The organism is Streptomyces sp. NPDC059247 (assembly GCF_042754005.1).
Classification (GTDB): Bacteria; Actinomycetota; Actinomycetes; order Streptomycetales; family Streptomycetaceae; genus Streptomyces.
Genome location: NZ_JBHYZW010000004.1, coordinates 324,948 through 342,468 on the forward strand (window position 1 = coordinate 324,948; position 17,521 = coordinate 342,468).

Below are 17,521 nucleotides of genomic sequence, written 5' to 3' on the forward strand. Positions count from 1 at the left end.
GGCCCTCAGTCGTCGAGTTCCTCGCGGTAGGCGGCGGCCTCCTCCAGATCGAGCCTGCGGAGCAGGGTGCGCATCATCTCGTCGTCGATCCGGCGCGCATCGCGCAGTTGTACGAATACTTCGCGCTCGGCGTCGATCATCTCCCGCGAGAGCCGCCGGTAGGTGTCGTCCACGGTCTCCCCGGTGACGGCGTTGACGGCGCCGAGCCGTTCCCAGACCGCGTTGCGGCGCCGTTCGAGGACGGTCCGCAGCCGGTCGGCGAGGGGCTGCGGCAGGGCGTTGCGCTCGTCGGCGAGGAGCGCGTCGAGGCGTTCCTCGGCTGCCTGCGAGGCCTCGCTCTGGGCCTGTGCCTCCGCGAGGGTCTCCGCGTACCGGTCCCGGCCCGGCAGCTTCAGGAGGCGGATGAGGGGCGGCAGGGTGAGGCCCTGCACCACGAGCGTGCCGATGACGGTGGTGAAGGTGAGGAAGAGGACGAGGTTGCGGGCCGGGAACTCCTCCCCGGCCACGGCGACCGGGATGGAGAAGGCGATGGCGAGGGAGACCACCCCGCGCATACCGGCCCAGCCGACGACGAGCGGAGCCCGCCAGTCCACCCCCGGCTCGCGTTCCCGGACGCGGGCCGAGAGCCGGGGCAGGAAGGTCGCCGGGTAGACCCAGACGAAGCGGACGAGGACCACCGCGACGAAGACCCCCGCCGCGTATCCCGCCGCCTCGCCGACGCCGTACTGCCCGAGGCTCTGGACGACGTACGGCAGCTGGAGGCCGATCAGCGCGAAGACGGCGGACTCCAGGACGAAGGCGACCATCTTCCAGACCGCCTCCTCCTGGAGCCGGGTCGCGAAGTCGACCTGCCAGGCGCGGTGGCCCAGGAAGAGGCCGACCACGACGACGGCGAGGACCCCGGAGGCGCCGACCTCCTCGGCCGCCGCGTAGGCGACGAAGGGGGTGAGGAGGGAGAGGGTGTTCTGGAGGAGGGAGTCGCCCAGGCTCCGGCGCAGCCAGTGGATCGGGAGCATGAGGACCAGGCCGACGCCGATGCCGCCGAGGGCCGCGAGGGCGAACTCGCCGAGACCGCCGGCCCAGCTCACGCCCTCGCCGACGGCCGCCGCGAGGGCGACCTTGTACGCGGTGATGGCGGTGGCGTCGTTCACCAGGGACTCGCCCTGGAGGATCGTGGTGATGCGGTTGGGCAGGCCGAGCTTGCGGGCGATGGCGGTGGCGGCGACCGCGTCCGGCGGGGCGACCACCGCGCCCAGCACGAGGGCGGCGGTCAGCGGCAGGCCGGGGACGAGGACGTACGCGAGCCAGCCCACGGCCACCGTGGCGAACAGCACGTACCCGACGGAGAGCAGCGCGACGGGCCGGATGTTGGCCCGCAGATCGAGGTACGAGGAGTCGACGGCGGCGGTGTAGAGGAGCGGGGGCAGGATCAGCGGCAGCACGATGTGCGGATCGAGGGTGTAGTCGGGCACCCCCGGGACGTACGAGGCGGCGAGGCCGACCGCGACCAGGAGCAGCGGCGCGGGCACCGGGGTCCTGCGGGCGAACCCCGCGACCGCGGCGCTCGCCGCCACCAGTGCCACCAGCTGCAATGCGTCCATGCCCGCCCCTGTCCCGTGCCGCAACGTAACCTGGCCATCATGAGCGAGTGCCCGCACGTTGCCGAAATGCCGCGCCCCGAACCGGCGCCGCTGGCCGCCACCTGCCCCGAGTGCCTGGCCGCCGGGACGCATCCGGTGCAGCTGCGGCTCTGCCTGAGCTGCGGGCACGTCGGCTGCTGCGACTCCTCCGTGGGGCGGCACGCGACGGGACACTTCGGCGCGACCGGACACCCGGTGATGCGGACCTTCGAGCCGGGCGAGTCCTGGCGCTGGTGCTTCGTCGACAGCGCGATCGTCTGAGGGCCGGGCGGACCCGCGCCGGGCGGCGAGGACCGGGCGGGCCGCCCCTCCCGTCCACCCGGCCGAGACCCCCGCGGCCGGTCCGGTCGCTCCCGGGTCGGGACCGGTTCGAGAACCGCCCGGGGGCCCGGGGCCGGTCCAGGAAGCCGGTCGGTGGGCCCGGAAGGGAAGCCCGCCGGGCCGGTCGTTCCGGCGTGATCGGGGCCGTACGGCCCGGGAACGTGGTCGTACGGCCTCCGGTGATTCCGCCGTCCGAAGGTTCGCCCGGCTCCGGGCTGGGTACGTCACCCCTCCGCCGGTCGCCCGTTTCCGGTTTTCCACAGGCCTCCGCCCACCGTCCGCACCCATGGGCCTACCATGGGTGATGACCGGCCACGGGGGGAGGCGGGGCTCACGGCGACACGGCGGGACGGATCGCGATAGCGTCACGGCGGACTGCGCAGCCCCTGCGTACCGCCCGGTTCGGGGGCCCTTTCCCCGGACCCCGAATGAGCTTGTGCCACCTTGGAGGTGAGGGTGTCCCAGATCACAGGCGAACCCGGGACCCAGGACTTCGTGGAAGTCCGGCTGCCCGCTGCCGGTGCCTATCTGTCCGTGCTGCGTACGGCCACGGCCGGTCTCGCGGCGCGCTTGGACTTCACCCTCGACGAGATCGAGGACTTGCGGATCGCGGTCGACGAGGCCTGCGCCATCCTGCTCCAGCAGGCCGTGCCGGGGTCCGTCCTCAGCTGTGTCTTCCGGCTGGTCGACGACGCCCTCGACGTGACGGTCTCCGCCCCGACGACGGACGGCCGCGCGCCCGAACGGGACACCTTCGCCTGGACGGTGCTCTCGGCACTGGCCGGGAAGGTGGAGTCGACCGTGGCGGAGGACCGCACGGTCTCGATCAGCCTCTACAAACAGCGCGGCGCGGGGCCAGGCCCGGCGTGAGGAGCGGGGACGCGACGGCCGGCATCCCTGAGCAGCAGGCGCGGCCGCATGAGGTCGCTACGGAGCGGGCGGACCAGATGAGCGAGCACGAGCAGCACCACGAGGTTCCCGAGACACCGGGCGTCCCCGAGGTCCCGCGGGCCCCCGCGGACGCGGAACCGGCGCGGGAGACGGGCACCCCGGCGGAGAAGACGGAGGACGGTGACGACGCCGAGGAGGGCGACGACGCCGACGGCTCCGAAGCCCCCGCCGCCCGGGACCGGCACGACCGGAGCGGCGCCCGCGCCCTCTTCGTCACCCTGCGCGAGCTGCCGGAGGGCTCCCCCGAGAAGGCGGAGCTGCGCAACCGGCTGGTCCGGATGCACCTGCCGCTGGTGGAGCACCTGGCCCGGCGCTTCCGCAACCGGGGCGAGCCGCTGGACGACCTGACACAAGTGGCCACGATCGGCCTGATCAAGTCGGTCGACCGGTTCGACCCGGAGCGCGGTGTCGAGTTCTCCACGTACGCGACCCCGACGGTCGTCGGGGAGATCAAGCGGCACTTCCGTGACAAGGGCTGGGCGGTCCGGGTGCCGCGCCGCCTCCAGGAGCTGCGGCTCTCGCTGACCACGGCGACCGCGGAGCTCTCCCAGCAGCACGGCCGCTCGCCGACCGTGCACGAGCTGGCGGAGCGGCTGGGGATCTCGGAGGAGGAGGTCCTGGAGGGCCTGGAGTCGGCGAACGCCTACTCGACGCTCTCCCTGGACGTGCCCGACACGGACGACGAGTCGCCCGCGGTCGCGGACACGCTCGGTTCGGAGGACGAGGCCCTGGAGGGGGTCGAGTACCGGGAGTCCCTGAAACCGCTCCTGGAGGACCTGCCCCCTCGGGAGAAGCGGATCCTGCTGCTGCGCTTCTTCGGGAACATGACCCAGTCGCAGATCGCGCAGGAGGTGGGCATCTCCCAGATGCACGTCTCCCGGCTGCTCGCGCGGACCCTGGCACAACTGCGGGAGAAGCTTCTGGTGGAGGAGTAGGACGGGGGCGGCCCACGCTCACCGGCGGGGCCGCGCGCCGATGGCCGGATCCGTCGGGTCCGAGCGGCGCGCCGGGCCCGACAGTCCGCCGGGTGCGCCGGATCCGCCGGGTGGGTGCCCCGGTGCCGGACCCCGGGCCCGTCGGCCTCGCCGCCGGAGAGCTACGCGGCGTCCTGGCCGGGGCGGCGGATGCCGAGCGACGCGGTGGTGGACCGGCTCACCAGGAGGACCAGACCGGTGACGGCCAGGGCGGCGACCACGATCCCGGCCGGGATCACTCCCGGGGTCTGGAGCATCTGCCAGGCGACCGGCAGGGCGAGGAGCTGGGTGATCACGGCCGGGCCCCGGCTCCAGGACCGGAGCAGCCACAGCCCACGGGCCGCGACGAGCGGGATCAGGCCGAGCGCGACGACGGTCAGGGCGCCCACGATGCCGCCGGGCAGGTCGCCGGAGTCCGAGGTCAGGGCGTGTGCCAGCAGGAAGACGCCCCCGCCGACGAGCCCGACGCCCTCGGCGCCCGCCACGGCCGCGGCGGCGGTGACGCGGGGAGGTCGGTGGGTCTGTTCCGTGCTGCTCATACAGGGCAGGGTAGCGGGGCCGCCGCCGGGCCGCGGAGACCGGGCGAGGGCGTCCACGGATCGGGCCGGGCTGGGACCGGTACCGCCGGGTAGGTACCCTGGCGCTCATGCGCGCACTTCTCGTGGTCAATCCGGCAGCCACCACCACCAGTGCCCGCACCCGTGACGTACTCATCCACGCGCTCGCCAGCGAGATGAAGCTGGAGGCGATCACCACCGAGTACCGGGGACACGCGCGCGACCTGGGCAGACGGGCCGCCGACTCCGGGAACATCGACCTCGTGGTGGCGCTCGGCGGCGACGGCACGGTGAACGAGGTCGTCAACGGACTGCTGCACGGCGGGCCCGATCCGGACCGGCTCCCGAGCCTCGCGGTCGTCCCCGGCGGCTCGACGAACGTCTTCGCCCGCGCCCTCGGACTGCCTAACGACGCCGTGGAGGCGACCGGCGCCCTGCTGGACGCGCTGCGTGAGCGACGGGCACGGACGGTGAGCCTCGGGCTCGCCTCGGGAACGCCCGGCACGGACGACGAGTCCGTCCCCTCCCGCTGGTTCACCTTCTGCGCCGGTCTCGGATTCGACGCGAGCGTCATCGGCCGGGTCGAACAGCAGCGGGAACGCGGAAAGAGATCGACGCACGCGCTCTACATCCGCCAGGTGGTGCGGCAGTTCCTGGAGGAACCGAACCGCAGGCACGGCACGATCACCCTGGAACGCCCCGGCGCGGAACCGGTCGAGGATCTGGTCCTCTCCATAATCTGCAACACCTCCCCCTGGACCTACCTGGGCAATCGTCCGGTGTACGCGTCCCCGGAGGCTTCCTTCGAAACCGCGCTCGACGTGCTCGGACTGCGCCGTCTGTCCACTCCGGCGGTGGCCCGGTACGCCACCCAGCTGCTCACTTCGACCCCGGAACGGGGCCCTCGCGGCAAGCACGCCGTGACGCTGCACGACCTCACCGACTTCACCTTGCATTCGAAGGTCCCGCTCCCTCTCCAGATGGACGGAGACCACCTGGGACTGCGTACAAGCGTGACGTTCACAGGCGTACGCCATGCACTGCGTGTGATTGTGTGAGTGGAAGGGCCCAAAGTCCTTTCACTCGAACGTTTAGGCGCGCATCCACCCCTTAGAAGTACGGCTGTGACCTAGCCGACACCGAGGAATCAAAAAAAACTTTCCAGAAGGGGTTGTATCCGCTGCCGAGGTTTGCGAGTCTCTTCTTGGCGATCGGGACGGCCCGCAACACCAGCCTCCACTGAGAGCCAGAACCCCTCCTCAAGTCTTAGGACCACACCAGTTCACCTGGCAGTCGGCCCTTCCCTTGCGGGGGGATTCGTGAAAGCGTTCACATTCACAAGCAACCCGCACGTAATACCAAGAGAGGTAGCAGCCATGGACTGGCGTCACAACGCCGTTTGTCGTGAGGAAGACCCGGAGCTGTTCTTCCCCATCGGCAACACCGGTCCTGCGCTGCTGCAGATCGAGGAAGCCAAGGCCGTCTGCCGCCGCTGCCCCGTCATGGAGCAGTGCCTGCAGTGGGCGCTCGAGTCCGGCCAGGACTCCGGCGTCTGGGGTGGCCTCAGCGAGGACGAGCGCCGCGCGATGAAGCGCCGTGCCGCTCGCAACCGGGCGCGTAACGCCAGCGCCTGACGCCCACCGACAGCCTGAGGCGAGCGGCGCATACATCGCGTATGCATTCACCGCACTCGAGCCGCAGCGCGCAGCATTAAACCCAACAGCATTCGAGCCCCGGACCGAAGTGAATTCGGTCCGGGGCTCGCTGCTTTTCACCGACCGGCTTTCGGTGACCAGAACTTCACCGCCCGTGACAGAACTCTCCGTCACGGGCGGTCACTTGAGCGACCGTCTCACTTCTGCGTGCGCACGGGAATGTCGAGAACGACCTTCGTGCCGCGTCCGGAACCCGGCAGCATGTCGAAGGAACCGCCCAACTCCCCTTCCACCAGGGTTCGTACGATCTGCAGTCCGAGATTTCCGGCGCGCTTGGGGTCGAATCCCTCGGGCAGTCCCCGACCGTCGTCCTGGACGGTGATCAGAAGCCGGGCGTCGGCCCTGGACTCGCCGCGTACGGCGGTGACTTCGACGGCGCCCTCGTCACCGGGCGCGAACGCGTGCTCCAGGGCGTTCTGCAGGATCTCGGTGAGGACCATGGAGAGCGGGGTCGCCACCTCGGCGTCGAGAATGCCGAAACGGCCGTTCCGCCGGCAGCTGATCGGGCCCGGGGAGATCTCGGCGACCATCGCGATCACCCGGTCGGCGATCTCGTCGAACTCGACGCGCTCATCCAGGTTCTGAGACAGCGTCTCATGGACGATCGCGATCGAACCGACGCGCCGCACGGCCTCGTCGAGGGCCTCGCGGCCCTGGGCCGAGTCCATCCGGCGGGACTGGAGGCGCAACAGGGCCGCCACCGTCTGGAGGTTGTTCTTCACCCGGTGGTGGATCTCCCGGATGGTGGCGTCCTTGGTGATCAACTCGCGCTCGCGGCGGCGCAGTTCGGTGACGTCCCGGAGCAGGACCAGCGAACCGATCCGGGTGCCCTTGGGCTTGAGCGGGATGGCCCGCAGCTGGATCACCCCGCCGTTGCCCTCGGCCTCGAACTCGCGCGGCGCGTACCCGGAGGCGAGCGTGACCAGCGCCTCGTCCACCGGCCCCCGGGACGGGGCCAGTTCGGCCGTGATCTGGCCGAGGTGCTGGCCGACCAGGTCGGCGGCGAGGCCGAGCCGGTGGTAGGCGGAGAGGGCGTTGGGCGAGGCGTACTGGACGATGCCCTCGGCGTCCATGCGGACGAGTCCGTCGCCCGCCCGGGGCGAGGAGTCCATGTCGACCTGTTCGCCGGGGAAGGGGAAGGTCCCGGCGGCGATCATCTGCGCGAGGTCGGAGGCCGACTGGAGGTAGGTCAGCTCCAGCCGGGAGGGGGTGCGGACGGTGAGCAGATTGGTGTTGCGGGCGATGACGCCGAGGACCCGGCCCTCCCTGCGCACGGGGATGGACTCGACCCTCACGGGCACCTCCTCGCGCCACTCCGGGTCACCCTCGCGGACGATCCGGCCCTCGTCGAGGGCGGCGTCGAGGAGCGGGCGACGGCCGCGCGGCACCAGATGGCCGACCATGTCGTCCTGATAGGAGGTGGGGCCGGTGTTCGGCCGCATCTGGGCGACGGAGACGTACCGCGTACCGTCGAGGGTGGGCACCCACAGGACGAGGTCGGCGAAGGAGAGGTCGGAGAGCAGCTGCCACTCCGACACCAGCAGGTGGAGCCACTCGAGGTCGGAGTCGCTCAGGGCGGTGTGCTGGCGCACGAGGTCGTTCATGGAGGGCACGGTGCGAGCGTACCCGTGGAGCAAACGGGCGGTGAACCTGGATCTCCCGGGCCCCGTACTGGAGGATGGGCCGGGAAAGACCGCGCTCCTGTGGATGGACAGACAAGAATGGTCTAGTCCACAATGAACGCATCAGAGCCTCCATCCTCCCCGCACAGGGGGATGGAACGAGGTACCCGGCGCTCTCTGCCCTGACTGCGCCGAGACCTCCCACGACGGCCGAGGGACCGCACACCCCCGGCCGGAGCAAACTCCGGGCTGCGGTGCCGGACGGGCTGAGGGTCCCGTCGGGCGCCGCGGCCCGCGGGTGTTTCCGGGGCCGGCGAGCGGGCGGGCGGGCCCCGGCGGGAGGGCTCGGCCCCGTACCACGGGCCCCGGAGAGGCCGCAGGGCCCCGACCGCGCCCCCTCCGGCCCGGCGAGGGCCACCAGGGGCCTCCTCCCCCGCAGCCGCCCCCACGGGCGCCTCCCGTGCGGCCCCCGGGGTTCGAGTGGCCGGGGGGAGCGGCGCGGCCGACGATGGACGGCGGGGGCGTCCGGGGGGCGGAACGGCACGAGGGGAAGGCCCCTCCTCTGCTAGATTTGTCCTTAGATTGGTCTATACCACACGGTCCCTCACCAGCCCCTCACCAGATCGGCAGGCACAGCGTGGAAGTTGTCATCGTCAAGGACGCCAAGGCGGGCGGGGAACTCATCGCGGACGGCATCGCCGGCCTCCTGCGCCGCAAGCCCGACGCGCTGCTCGGCGTGGCCACGGGCTCGACTCCGCTGCCCATCTACGACGCCCTGACCGCCCTGGTCCGGGCCGGTTCGGTCGACGCCTCCCGGGCCCGGATCGCCCAGCTGGACGAGTACGTCGGGCTGCCCTCGGGCCACCCCGAGTCGTACCGCTCCACGGTGCTGCGCCAGGTCGTCGAGCCGCTCGGGCTCTCCGAGGATGCCTTCATGGGCCCCGACGGCTCCGCCGAGGACGTCCTGGCCGCCTGCGAGGCCTACGACCGGGCGCTGACCGAGGCCGGTGGGGTGGACCTCCAGATCCTCGGCATCGGCACCGACGGGCACATCGGCTTCAACGAGCCGTGCTCCTCGCTCGCCTCCCGCACCCGGATCAAGACGCTCACCGAGCAGACCCGCGTGGACAACGCCCGCTTCTTCGACAACGACATCGAGCAGGTGCCGCACCACGTCATCACCCAGGGCATCGGCACCATCCTGGAGGCCCGCCACCTGGTGCTGCTGGCCACCGGCGAGGGCAAGGCCGAGGCCGTGGCGCAGACCGTCGAGGGGCCCGTGGCGGCGCTCGTGCCCGCCTCCGCGCTCCAGCTCCACCCGCACGCCACGGTCGTGGTGGACGAGGCCGCGGCCTCCAAGCTGAAGCTCGCGGACTACTTCCGCCACGCCTTCGCCAACAAGCCCGCCTGGCAGGGCATCTGAGCCGCCCGTGACCCGGCGGCGACGAGCCTCCCGGTCACGGCGAAGGGCCCGGCACCTCTCGGTGCCGGGCCCTTCGCGTACCGCCGGAGCGGGCTGTCAGGCGCCGGTTCCGGCGACGGCCTCCGCGGCCGCGCGACCGCAGACCCGGGCCGCGCCGTGGGTGGCGATGTGCAGGGCCCCGCGGGGCTCCGCCTCGTTCAGACCCATCTCCACCACGACGGTGTCGGGGCGGGCCGCGACGAGCGCGTCCAGGGCCTGGCCCATCCACGGGTGGCGGTGGACGTCACGGACGACCGCCACGACCCGCCGCTCCCCCGCGGCGGCGAGGACGTCGTCCACGGAGGAGTCGTCGGCGTACGAGCCGGTCTCCGTGCCGGGCAGCAGCCGGTCCAGCTCCGCCGCGATGCCCCAGGGCGTCTCGTCGCCCACCGCGAAGTTCGCGACGGGGGTGAAGGCGGCCACGTAGGGGGCGCTGGTCAGCGGGGTGTGGGGCTGCTTCCCCCGGGTCACCTTCAGGGCCCGGCGGGCGGCGACGAGTCCGATGTCGGCGGCGGGCGCGGTCCCCTCCTGCACTGCCGCGCCCGACGCCGATCCGGCCCCCCTGGCCCGGTGGGACTGGGTCCAGGCCGCCAGGGCGCGCACGCGCGCCGCGGCGTCGGCCAGCCGCTCCTCGGGCAGTTCACCGGTCCGTACCGCGTTCACCAGCGCGTCGCGCAGCTGCAGTACGGTCCCCTCGTCGCACAGGCCGCCGCCGACGCAGATGGCGTCGGCGCCCGCGGCGATGGCGAGGACGGAGCCGCGCTCGATGCCGTAGGTCGCCGCGACGGCCTGCATCTCCATGCCGTCGGTGACGATCAGGCCCTCGTAGCCCAGCTCCTGGCGGAGCAGACCGGTGAGGATCTGCGGGCTCAGGGTGGCCGGACGGTGCGGGTCGAGCACGGAGAGCAGGATGTGCGCGCTCATGACCGCTTTGGTGTCCGCGGCGATGGCCGCGCGGAAGGGCACCAGCTCACGGGCGTGCAGGGTGGCGAGGTCCACGTCGATCCGGGGCAGCGCGTCGTGCGAGTCGACGTTGGTGTCGCCGTGCCCGGGGAAGTGCTTGGTGCAGGCCGCGACCCCGACGCCCTGGAGGCCGTCGACGTACGCCACGGTGTGCCGGGCGACCAGGTCCGGGTCCGGCCCGAAGGACCGGACGCCGATGACCGGGTTCTCGGCGTTGGAGTTGACGTCGGCGGAGGGCGCCCAGTTCAGGTCGATGCCGCACCGGGCGAGCCTGCTGCCGAGCTCACGGGCCACGGCCCGGGTCAGCTCGACGTCGTCCACGCTGCCCAGCGCGTAGTTGCCGGGGAAGGAGGAGCCCTGCTTGACCTCCAGGCGCGTGACGTCGCCGCCCTCCTCGTCGATGGCGACGAGGACGTCGTCCCGCTCGGCCCGCAGCTGGGCGGTGAGCGCGGCGAGCTGCTCGGGGCTGACGACGTTCCGGCCGAAGAGGCCGACGGAGGACAGTCCCTCGCCGATGCGGCGGAGCAGCCAGTCGGGGGCGGTGGTGCCGACGAAACCGGGCTGGAGCACCGTGAGCGCGTCACGGGTCAGGGTGTCGGTGCCGTGTACGAGTGTGGTCATGGAGCCGTTATCCCTTCACCGCGCCGGCGGTCATGCCGCCGACGGCCTTGCGCTGGAGGAAGAGGAAGACGATGAGCACGGGCAGTGCGAAGAGCGTCGAGGCGGCCATGGTGGCGCCCCAGTCGCTGCCGAACGCGGTCTGGAACTGGGTCAGCCAGAGCGTCAGGGTCTGCGACTCCTTGTCCTTGTTCAGCATGAGGATCATCGCGAACTCGTTCCAGGCGGTGATGAAGCCGAAGAGCGAGGTCGACATCAGGCCGGGGGCGAGCAGGGGGAAGATCACCTTGCGGAACGCCTGGCCCCGGGTGCAGCCGTCGATCTGGGCCGCCTCCTCCAGTTCGACCGGGACGGCGGCGATGAAGCCGCGCAGGGTCCAGATCGTGAAGGGGAGGACCATCACGAAGTAGATGAGCGTGAGCATCGGGATGCTGTTCAGCATGTCGTTCTCACGCGAGATCATGTACATCGCGATGACCATGACCTCCCAGGGGGCCATCTGCGCCATCATCACGATGAGGACGATGCCCTTGCGCCCCTTGAACTTGAGGCGGGCTATCGCGAAGCTCGCGGCCAGGGCGACGAGCAGGGCCAGCAGCACGGCACCGACGGTGACCATGAGGCTGTTGGTGACGTACGTCCAGAAGAGGTCGACACCGGTCGCCGTCGTGTAGTTCTCCAGCGTCGGCGTGAAGACGAAGACGGGGTCCTTGGTCATGATCTCGTGCTGCGGCTTCAGCGAGGACGAGAACATCCAGTAGACCGGGAAGACGAACACCACCGCGATCACGAGGGCGCTGAGGTTCTTCGCGACCGCGCCGACCGTGACCGGCTTCCTGGTGCGCAGCTTCTGCGGAGTCTGGGTGGTGGTGCTCACAGCTCCTCCTCCTCCTTCAGGATCAGGCGGAAGTAGAAGGACATGACCGCGATGAGCATCACGATCGTCAGGATGGAGATGGCGGCGGCGACGCCGTAGTGGAACTGTCCGACGCCCTCGATGTAGGCGTAGACCGGGAGGGTCTCGGAGCCCCGGTCGGGGCCGCCCTGGTTCATGGCGTACACCTGGGCGAACGCCTTGAAGATCCAGATGATCTCCAGGAACGTGGTGATCATGAAGAAGGACTTCAGGTTCGGGAAGACCACGGCCCAGAAGGTGCGCCAGCCGCTGGCGCCGTCCATCTTCGCGGCCTCGTACAGCTCGGAGCCGATGGTGGTCAGGCCCGCGTACATGTTGAGCGCGACGAACGGGACCGATCCCCAGACCAGCAGGATCAGGATGATGACGAGGGCGTCGAAGCCGGTCTCGAACCAGTTGTGCTGCTCGTAGCCGGAGAAGCCGAGCGTGCGCATGAGCCAGTTGACGACACCGAACTGCTCGTCGAAGAGCCACCGGAAGACGGTCACGGAGGCGACGATCGGCATGGCCCAGGCGAACATCAGGGCCAGCGAGAGGACCAGTCGCATCTTCTTGCCGAGGCGGTTCAGGAGCAGGCCCAGGCCCGTGCCGATCGCCATGATCAGGAGGACGTTGATGGCCGTGAAGACGACGCTTCGAAGCGCGACGCCCCAGAACTCGGAGTCACCGAGGAGTTCGGTGTAGTTGTCGAAGCCGATCCAGACCGTCTCGCGGGTGATGAATTCCTTCCGGTTCAACTGCTGGAAGGAGAGGATCACATTGCGGATCAGCGGGTAGAGCAGCAGCACCGCCATCGACAACAGGGCGGGCGCGACGAGCAGGTACGGCAGCACCCCGCTGGGCAGGGAACGTCTGCCACGCGAAGGCTGAAGGACTTCCTTCGGGCCGGAAGGGGGTGGCGGAGTCTGAGACTTCCCTGCCGCCCTCCCGGGCGCGTCCTGAGGACCGGCGGTCGCCGTCCCCTGGGAGTCCACGGTCATGGTCTTATTCCTCGCGGTTCTGGGGCTCCCGCGCCCACCGAGCCACGGCCCGGGGGAGCGGGCCGCTGGTCACTGCATCACTGCAAAGCGCCGGTGGTGCGGCCGGTGCGGTACCGGCCGCACCACCGGGCTACGGGTTACTGCTGGTTGATGCGCTCGTTGATGACCTTGTCGGCGGCCTCGCCGGCCTTCTTGGCGTCCTCGCCCTTCAGGACCTTGGTCATGTAGTCCTTGATCGGGTTCGGGGCGGTCTCGACGTTGGCCCAGCCCGGGGTGACCGGGGTGACCTTGCCGGAGGCGGAGGAGGCGGCCATGGCCTCGGCGAAGGAACCGGCGGCCGGCTTGAACTGCGCGGCGTCGCTGTTCGGAAGCAGCGCGCCCGAGGTGGCGGCGGCGTACTTCGTCATGAACTCCTTGCCGGCGGCGAGCGCCAGCCACTCCTTCGCGAGCTCCTTGTTCTTGGAGCGCTCGGCGACGGCGAGGTTCGAGCCACCGAGGAAGACGGAGCCGGGCTTGTCGGCCGTCTTGCCCGGGATCGGGAAGTAACCGAAGTCGGCGGTCTTGCCGGCCTTCTTCATGGCGTCGATCGCGCCGCCGGCCTCCCAGCCGAGACCGATCCAGGACGCCACGCCACCCTTGGGGATGATGTCGGTGGACTGCTGCGGGGTCGCCTCGTCCTTGTCCTTCGGAGCGGTCGAGTAGGACGCCAGCTCCTTGTAGAAGTTCATGGCGTTGGCGGCCTCGGGGGAGGACAGGTTGCCCTTCCACTTGTCGCCGTCCTTGACCGCCAGGTCGCTGCCCTCGTCCCAGATGAGGCCGGCGAGGACGTACCAGGACTGACCCGGCAGGTAGATCGCCTGCGACTTGGGGTCGGACGCCTTGAGCTTCTTCAGGCCCTCGACCCACTCGGCGCGGGTCTTCGGCGGCGTGACCTTGGCCTTCGCGAAGGCGGCCTTGTCGTAGACGACGACGCGGTTGGCCGCGTACCACGGAGCGGAGTAGAGCTTGCCGTCCAGCTCGTTGGACGCCACCATGCCCTTGTTCCAGGTGTCGTAGCCGAGCTTGGCCTTGTCACCCGACAGGTCGGCGAGACCGCTGGTGACCGCGTAGCCCGCGGTCTGCGTGTTGCCGAGCTCCAGGACGTCCGGCGGGGTGTCCTCGGAGAGGGCGGTGGTGACCTTCTCCTGGATGCCGTTCCAGATCTGCTTCTCGACCTTGACCTTGACGCCAGGGTGCTTGGCCTCGAAGGCCTTGTTGACCTCGGCCATCCAGGTGTCCGGCGCGGAGCCGTCCATCACCCAGACGGTCAGGGTCTTGTCGCCACCGGCGGACGGCTTGGTGCCGCCCTTGGTGTCGCTGTCGGAACCACCACACGCAGCAATGGAGACCATCATGCCTGCGACGCCGATCGCCGCGATGAGCTTGCGCTTCACGCCACCCTCCTCAGGGATGCCTGCAACCCCTGCCCACCGCGCGAAGACATACGTCGGATAGTGCTCGTGGGGCTGGGACCTGGTCTTTAATGGTTTAGACCAGTACCCGGAGCTTGGCCTAGACCTTTAGGGGTGTCAAGGGTGTATAAGAAGGGCAGTCGCGTCCGTTATCGGACCGACACCTGAGGGAGGGCGACGACCCGTGACCGGTCCGTGCCACCATGTGAGCCGCGACAGACGGAGGAGCCGGTGACGGCAGCAGCACAGGAGTCGGGAAGGCAGGCCATGGCCACGGACGCGGGCAGCACGGAGACGGAGAACGGGACACCGGTCCGTACCGCGCGCGTGCCCAAGTACTACCGACTGAAGCGGCATTTGCTCGACATGACGGAGACCCTGCCGCCCGGCACCCCGGTCCCCCCCGAGCGTACGCTGGCCGCCGAGTTCGACACCTCGCGCACCACCGTGCGCCAGGCCCTCCAGGAGCTGGTCGTCGAGGGCCGCCTGGAGCGCATCCAGGGCAAGGGCACCTTCGTCGCCAAGCCCAAGGTCTCCCAGGCCCTGCAACTCACCTCCTACACGGAGGACATGCGCGCCCAGGGCCTCGAACCGACCTCGCAGCTCCTCGACATCGGTTACGTCACCGCCGACGACACCCTCGCGGGACTGCTCGACATCACGGCCGGCGGACGGGTGCTCCGCATCGAGCGGCTGCGGCTCGCGAGCGGCGAGCCGATGGCGATCGAAACCACCCATCTCTCCGCGAAGCGGTTCCCCGCCCTGCGCCGCTCCCTTGTGAAGTACACCTCGTTGTACACCGCCCTCGCCGAGGTGTACGACGTGCGCCTCGCGGAGGCCGAGGAAACCATCGAGACCTCCCTCGCCACCCCGCGCGAGGCCGGGCTGCTCGGCACGGACGTCGGCCTGCCGATGCTGATGCTCTCCCGCCACTCGGTGGACGCCCAGGGCGAGCCGGTGGAGTGGGTCCGGTCCGTCTACCGCGGCGACCGGTACAAGTTCGTGGCGCGTCTGAAGCGGCCGACCGACTGAGCCCCGGGAGAGGACCGGGCCGACGGCCGGGCCCTCCCCCGGGCCGGGCCCGCACCGCCCCGCGAACGGCCGCACCCCACCGGGTGCGGCCGTTCCGCGTCTCCCGGAGGGAGCGGGTTCCCGGAAGGAGCGGGTTCCCGGAGGGAGCGGGGTGTGTACGCGGCCCCCGGCCGTAGCGCGTCGGGCCCGGAGCCGGTCCGGAGCGGTCCAGGACGGCCTGAAGTCGGTCCAGAACGATCCGGAACCAGTACAGAACCAGCCCAAAACCCGCCGGGAGCGGTCCGGAGCCATCAGGAGAGCGTCGCGGAGCCGCCCCGGTCCGGCACCCGCCTGGCACCCGCCCGGCACCTTCCGCCTGGCAGCAACGTGACCGGCCCGGTGAAGGCGCTGGTCAGCGGCGCCCGTCCGCCGTGCGCGGGGGCTGGCGCCAAACGGCCACGCGGTTGGTGCCAGCCGCTCTCCGGTGACAGGGCCACCCGGACGGGCCAATCTTGGACACGTCGAAGCCGCCCGGCGGAACCGGGAGCGGCACAGGGAGGCGCTCCCCGACAGCCCCGTCCCCGCCCCGCCAGGAAGGCAGTTCCGCCATGCCCAGCACCGCCCGCTTCGCCGCTCTCGCCCGCGTCTCCTTCCGTACCGTACTCGCCCTGCTGGTGCCCGCCTCGGTCGCGCTGACCGTCGCCCTCGCCGCCCCGGCCACGGCCTCCGGAAGCACCGTCTCAGCCGGGCACGGCACGGTCGCGGCCATGACGACGACCGCCGACGGCGACAACGGATTCTCCTGGGGCTGATCGTCATCTACCTGATCGGCGTCTCGATGAGACCGCCGGACGACGAACCCGCACCGGACAGCTGCCCCCCACCCGCCCCGTCCGCCACCGCGCTCGTCGAGACGCTGCACCGCGTCGCCCGCCCGCAGGACCACTTCGACTCCGCGCGGGCCCTGGTCCTCGACCACACGGTCCGGCTCGCCCTCTACATCGGGGCCCCCGACGAGATCGAGGCCGTCGGTCACGCGTTACGGCTCTGCCGGCTGCTCCTCAGCCAATGCCCCGCGCTCATCCGCCACCGCATCGCGGACTTCCGGCTCCTCTGAAGGCCCTTGAAGGCCCTCCCGCGCGAAGGCCCCCACCGGGCCCGGGCCCCCACCGCCCCGCGAAGGACCCCGCCTCCGCGCGAAAACCCCGCCCCCCACACGCGGAGGAGCCCCACCCCGCGAAGCCCCCGTCCGAAGCCGCTCCGCCCTCCCTCCAAGGAACCCCATGCCCAGGGCCCGGCCCAGCGTGTCCGTGATCATCCCCAACTACAACTACGAGAAGACCCTCCACGCCTGTCTGACCTCAGTCTTCGAGCAGACCCACACCCCGCTCGACGTCATCGTCGTCGACGACGCCAGCAGCGACCGGTCCCGTGACATCGCCCGCGAGTTCGACGTCGTCCTGATCGCCAACCCCCACAACCGGGGGGTGTCCGCCGCCCGCAACCTCGGGGCCGCCGCCGCCCGGGGCGAGATCCTCTTCTTCCTCGACTCCGACACCGCGCTCCACCCCGAGGCCCTGGCGAACGCGGCCGACCTGCTCCGGGACGACCCCGGTCTCGGCTGCGTCCACGGCGTGCTCGACCCCGAGCCGCTCTTCGACGACGGCCCCGTGGAGCGCTACCACGCCCTGCACGCCCACTTCTGGCGGCACCGCGCGGCCGGAGAGGTCCGCACCGCCTTCTTCGCCCTCGGCGCGATCCGCAAGGACGTCTTCGAGGCGACCGGCCCCTTCGACGAGAACCTGCGGGACTCCGAGGACGTCGAGTACAGCGGCCGTCTCGTCCGTACCCACCGCATCCTCATGACCGGCGCGATCCGCGGCCGTCACGACGACGTCGACCGGCTCGGGGCGATGCTCTCCGAGCAGTACCGGCGCTCCCAGCTGCTGATCGCCGCGCTCGGCCAGATGCGGGAGGGCGGCCTCACCGCCAACCGCCCGCTCGGCGTCCTCGCCGCCGCGCTCACCCTCCCCACCCTCCTCCTCGGCCTGCTGACCCCCTGGCTACTGCTCGTCCCGGTGCTCTGCGCGCTGCTCTTCGCCTGCGCCGACCCGGGGCTGAGCCGGTTCGCGCTGCGGACCCGGGGCCCCGGCTTCCTCCTGTACTTCACCGCCGTCCACTTCGTGCTGCACCAGGCGATCGTCCTCGGTGCCGCCCGGGGCACCGTGCGCTGGCTCACCGAGCCGGACTTCGGGCCCAGCCTGCGCCGCCGCCGGGACCACCCCAGGACCACCGCCTCCTCCCCCACGACCTCCGGATGACCCACGTCGATCTTCCTAC

17 protein-coding genes are annotated in these 17,521 nt (G+C 71.0%); 10 read left to right on the forward strand and 7 right to left on the reverse strand.

All coding sequences use genetic code 11. The annotated features are described in order from the left end of the window. Nucleotides 1-5 precede the first annotated feature (5 nt). Nucleotides 6-1,601, reverse strand: a complete 1,596-nt coding sequence (locus tag ACFXGN_RS11335) for a Na+/H+ antiporter (protein ID WP_384856535.1) — start codon at nt 1,599-1,601, stop codon at nt 6-8. Nucleotides 1,602-1,640: 39 nt separating this feature from the next. Between ACFXGN_RS11335 and ACFXGN_RS11340 the strand changes: the two genes are divergently transcribed. The 3 genes from ACFXGN_RS11340 (at nt 1,641) to ACFXGN_RS11350 (ending at nt 3,847) form a co-directional block, all read left to right on the forward strand. Then, entirely contained in the window at nt 1,641-1,901 is a 261-nt protein-coding gene (locus tag ACFXGN_RS11340) for a UBP-type zinc finger domain-containing protein (RefSeq protein ID WP_351781774.1), read from the forward strand. Nucleotides 1,902-2,417: 516 nt separating this feature from the next. Beyond that, a complete protein-coding gene (locus ACFXGN_RS11345; protein ID WP_384856538.1) occupies nt 2,418-2,831 on the forward strand; it encodes an anti-sigma regulatory factor in 414 nt (137 codons plus the stop codon). Next, nucleotides 2,828-3,847, forward strand: coding sequence for an RNA polymerase sigma factor SigF (locus ACFXGN_RS11350; protein ID WP_384856541.1), 1,020 nt, complete (start codon nt 2,828-2,830; stop codon nt 3,845-3,847). The genes ACFXGN_RS11345 and ACFXGN_RS11350 overlap by 4 nt, the downstream gene beginning before the upstream one ends. 161 nt (nt 3,848-4,008) lie before the next feature. On the opposite strand, the gene ACFXGN_RS11355 is transcribed toward ACFXGN_RS11350, so the two are convergent. Next, nucleotides 4,009-4,425 carry a hypothetical protein gene (locus tag ACFXGN_RS11355; protein WP_384856544.1) on the reverse strand — a complete coding sequence of 139 codons (417 nt, stop codon included), beginning with the start codon at nt 4,423-4,425 and terminating at the stop codon, nt 4,009-4,011. Between the two features lie 107 nt (nt 4,426-4,532). Between ACFXGN_RS11355 and ACFXGN_RS11360 the strand changes: the two genes are divergently transcribed. Next, nucleotides 4,533-5,501 (forward strand): diacylglycerol/lipid kinase family protein, encoded by a 969-nt coding sequence (locus ACFXGN_RS11360; RefSeq protein ID WP_384856547.1) that lies wholly within the window; start codon nt 4,533-4,535, stop codon nt 5,499-5,501. Between the two features lie 318 nt (nt 5,502-5,819). Next, a complete protein-coding gene (locus ACFXGN_RS11365) occupies nt 5,820-6,077 on the forward strand; it encodes a WhiB family transcriptional regulator (RefSeq protein ID WP_003953983.1) in 258 nt (85 codons plus the stop codon). Nucleotides 6,078-6,295: 218 nt separating this feature from the next. Here ACFXGN_RS11365 and ACFXGN_RS11370 read toward each other — a convergent pair whose 3' ends face one another. Continuing rightward, nucleotides 6,296-7,762, reverse strand: coding sequence for a sensor histidine kinase (locus ACFXGN_RS11370; RefSeq protein ID WP_384856550.1), 1,467 nt, complete (start codon nt 7,760-7,762; stop codon nt 6,296-6,298). Between the two features lie 655 nt (nt 7,763-8,417). Between ACFXGN_RS11370 and nagB the strand changes: the two genes are divergently transcribed. Beyond that, complete coding sequence (gene nagB, locus ACFXGN_RS11375; protein ID WP_384856553.1) at nt 8,418-9,203, forward strand: glucosamine-6-phosphate deaminase; 786 nt, start codon at nt 8,418-8,420, stop codon at nt 9,201-9,203. Between the two features lie 96 nt (nt 9,204-9,299). On the opposite strand, the gene ACFXGN_RS11380 is transcribed toward nagB, so the two are convergent. The 4 genes from ACFXGN_RS11380 to ACFXGN_RS11395 form a co-directional block, all read right to left on the reverse strand. Then, on the reverse strand, nt 9,300-10,826 hold the full coding sequence (locus tag ACFXGN_RS11380) for a glycoside hydrolase family 3 protein (RefSeq protein ID WP_384856555.1): 1,527 nt from the start codon (nt 10,824-10,826) through the stop codon (nt 9,300-9,302). 7 nt (nt 10,827-10,833) lie between these two features. Beyond that, a complete protein-coding gene (locus ACFXGN_RS11385) occupies nt 10,834-11,700 on the reverse strand; it encodes a carbohydrate ABC transporter permease (RefSeq protein ID WP_384856558.1) in 867 nt (288 codons plus the stop codon). After that, nucleotides 11,697-12,719, reverse strand: coding sequence for a carbohydrate ABC transporter permease (locus tag ACFXGN_RS11390; RefSeq protein WP_384856559.1), 1,023 nt, complete (start codon nt 12,717-12,719; stop codon nt 11,697-11,699). Before ACFXGN_RS11390 ends, ACFXGN_RS11385 begins: the two co-directional genes overlap by 4 nt. 137 nt (nt 12,720-12,856) lie before the next feature. Continuing rightward, nucleotides 12,857-14,152 carry an extracellular solute-binding protein gene (locus tag ACFXGN_RS11395; protein ID WP_384856561.1) on the reverse strand — a complete coding sequence of 432 codons (1,296 nt, stop codon included), beginning with the start codon at nt 14,150-14,152 and terminating at the stop codon, nt 12,857-12,859. Nucleotides 14,153-14,437: 285 nt separating this feature from the next. Here ACFXGN_RS11395 and ACFXGN_RS11400 point away from each other — a divergent pair, with 285 nt between their 5' ends. From ACFXGN_RS11400 to ACFXGN_RS11415, 4 genes are all read left to right on the forward strand, one after another. Further along, nucleotides 14,438-15,202, forward strand: coding sequence for a GntR family transcriptional regulator (locus ACFXGN_RS11400; RefSeq protein WP_384856844.1), 765 nt, complete (start codon nt 14,438-14,440; stop codon nt 15,200-15,202). A 587-nt stretch (nt 15,203-15,789) separates the two neighbouring features. Then, on the forward strand, nt 15,790-15,993 hold the full coding sequence (locus ACFXGN_RS11405) for a hypothetical protein (RefSeq protein WP_384856564.1): 204 nt from the start codon (nt 15,790-15,792) through the stop codon (nt 15,991-15,993). Between the two features lie 26 nt (nt 15,994-16,019). Further along, entirely contained in the window at nt 16,020-16,298 is a 279-nt protein-coding gene (locus ACFXGN_RS11410; protein WP_384856566.1) for a hypothetical protein, read from the forward strand. 166 nt (nt 16,299-16,464) lie between these two features. Next, nucleotides 16,465-17,502 (forward strand): glycosyltransferase family 2 protein, encoded by a 1,038-nt coding sequence (locus ACFXGN_RS11415; RefSeq protein WP_384856569.1) that lies wholly within the window; start codon nt 16,465-16,467, stop codon nt 17,500-17,502. Nucleotides 17,503-17,521 lie beyond the last annotated feature (19 nt).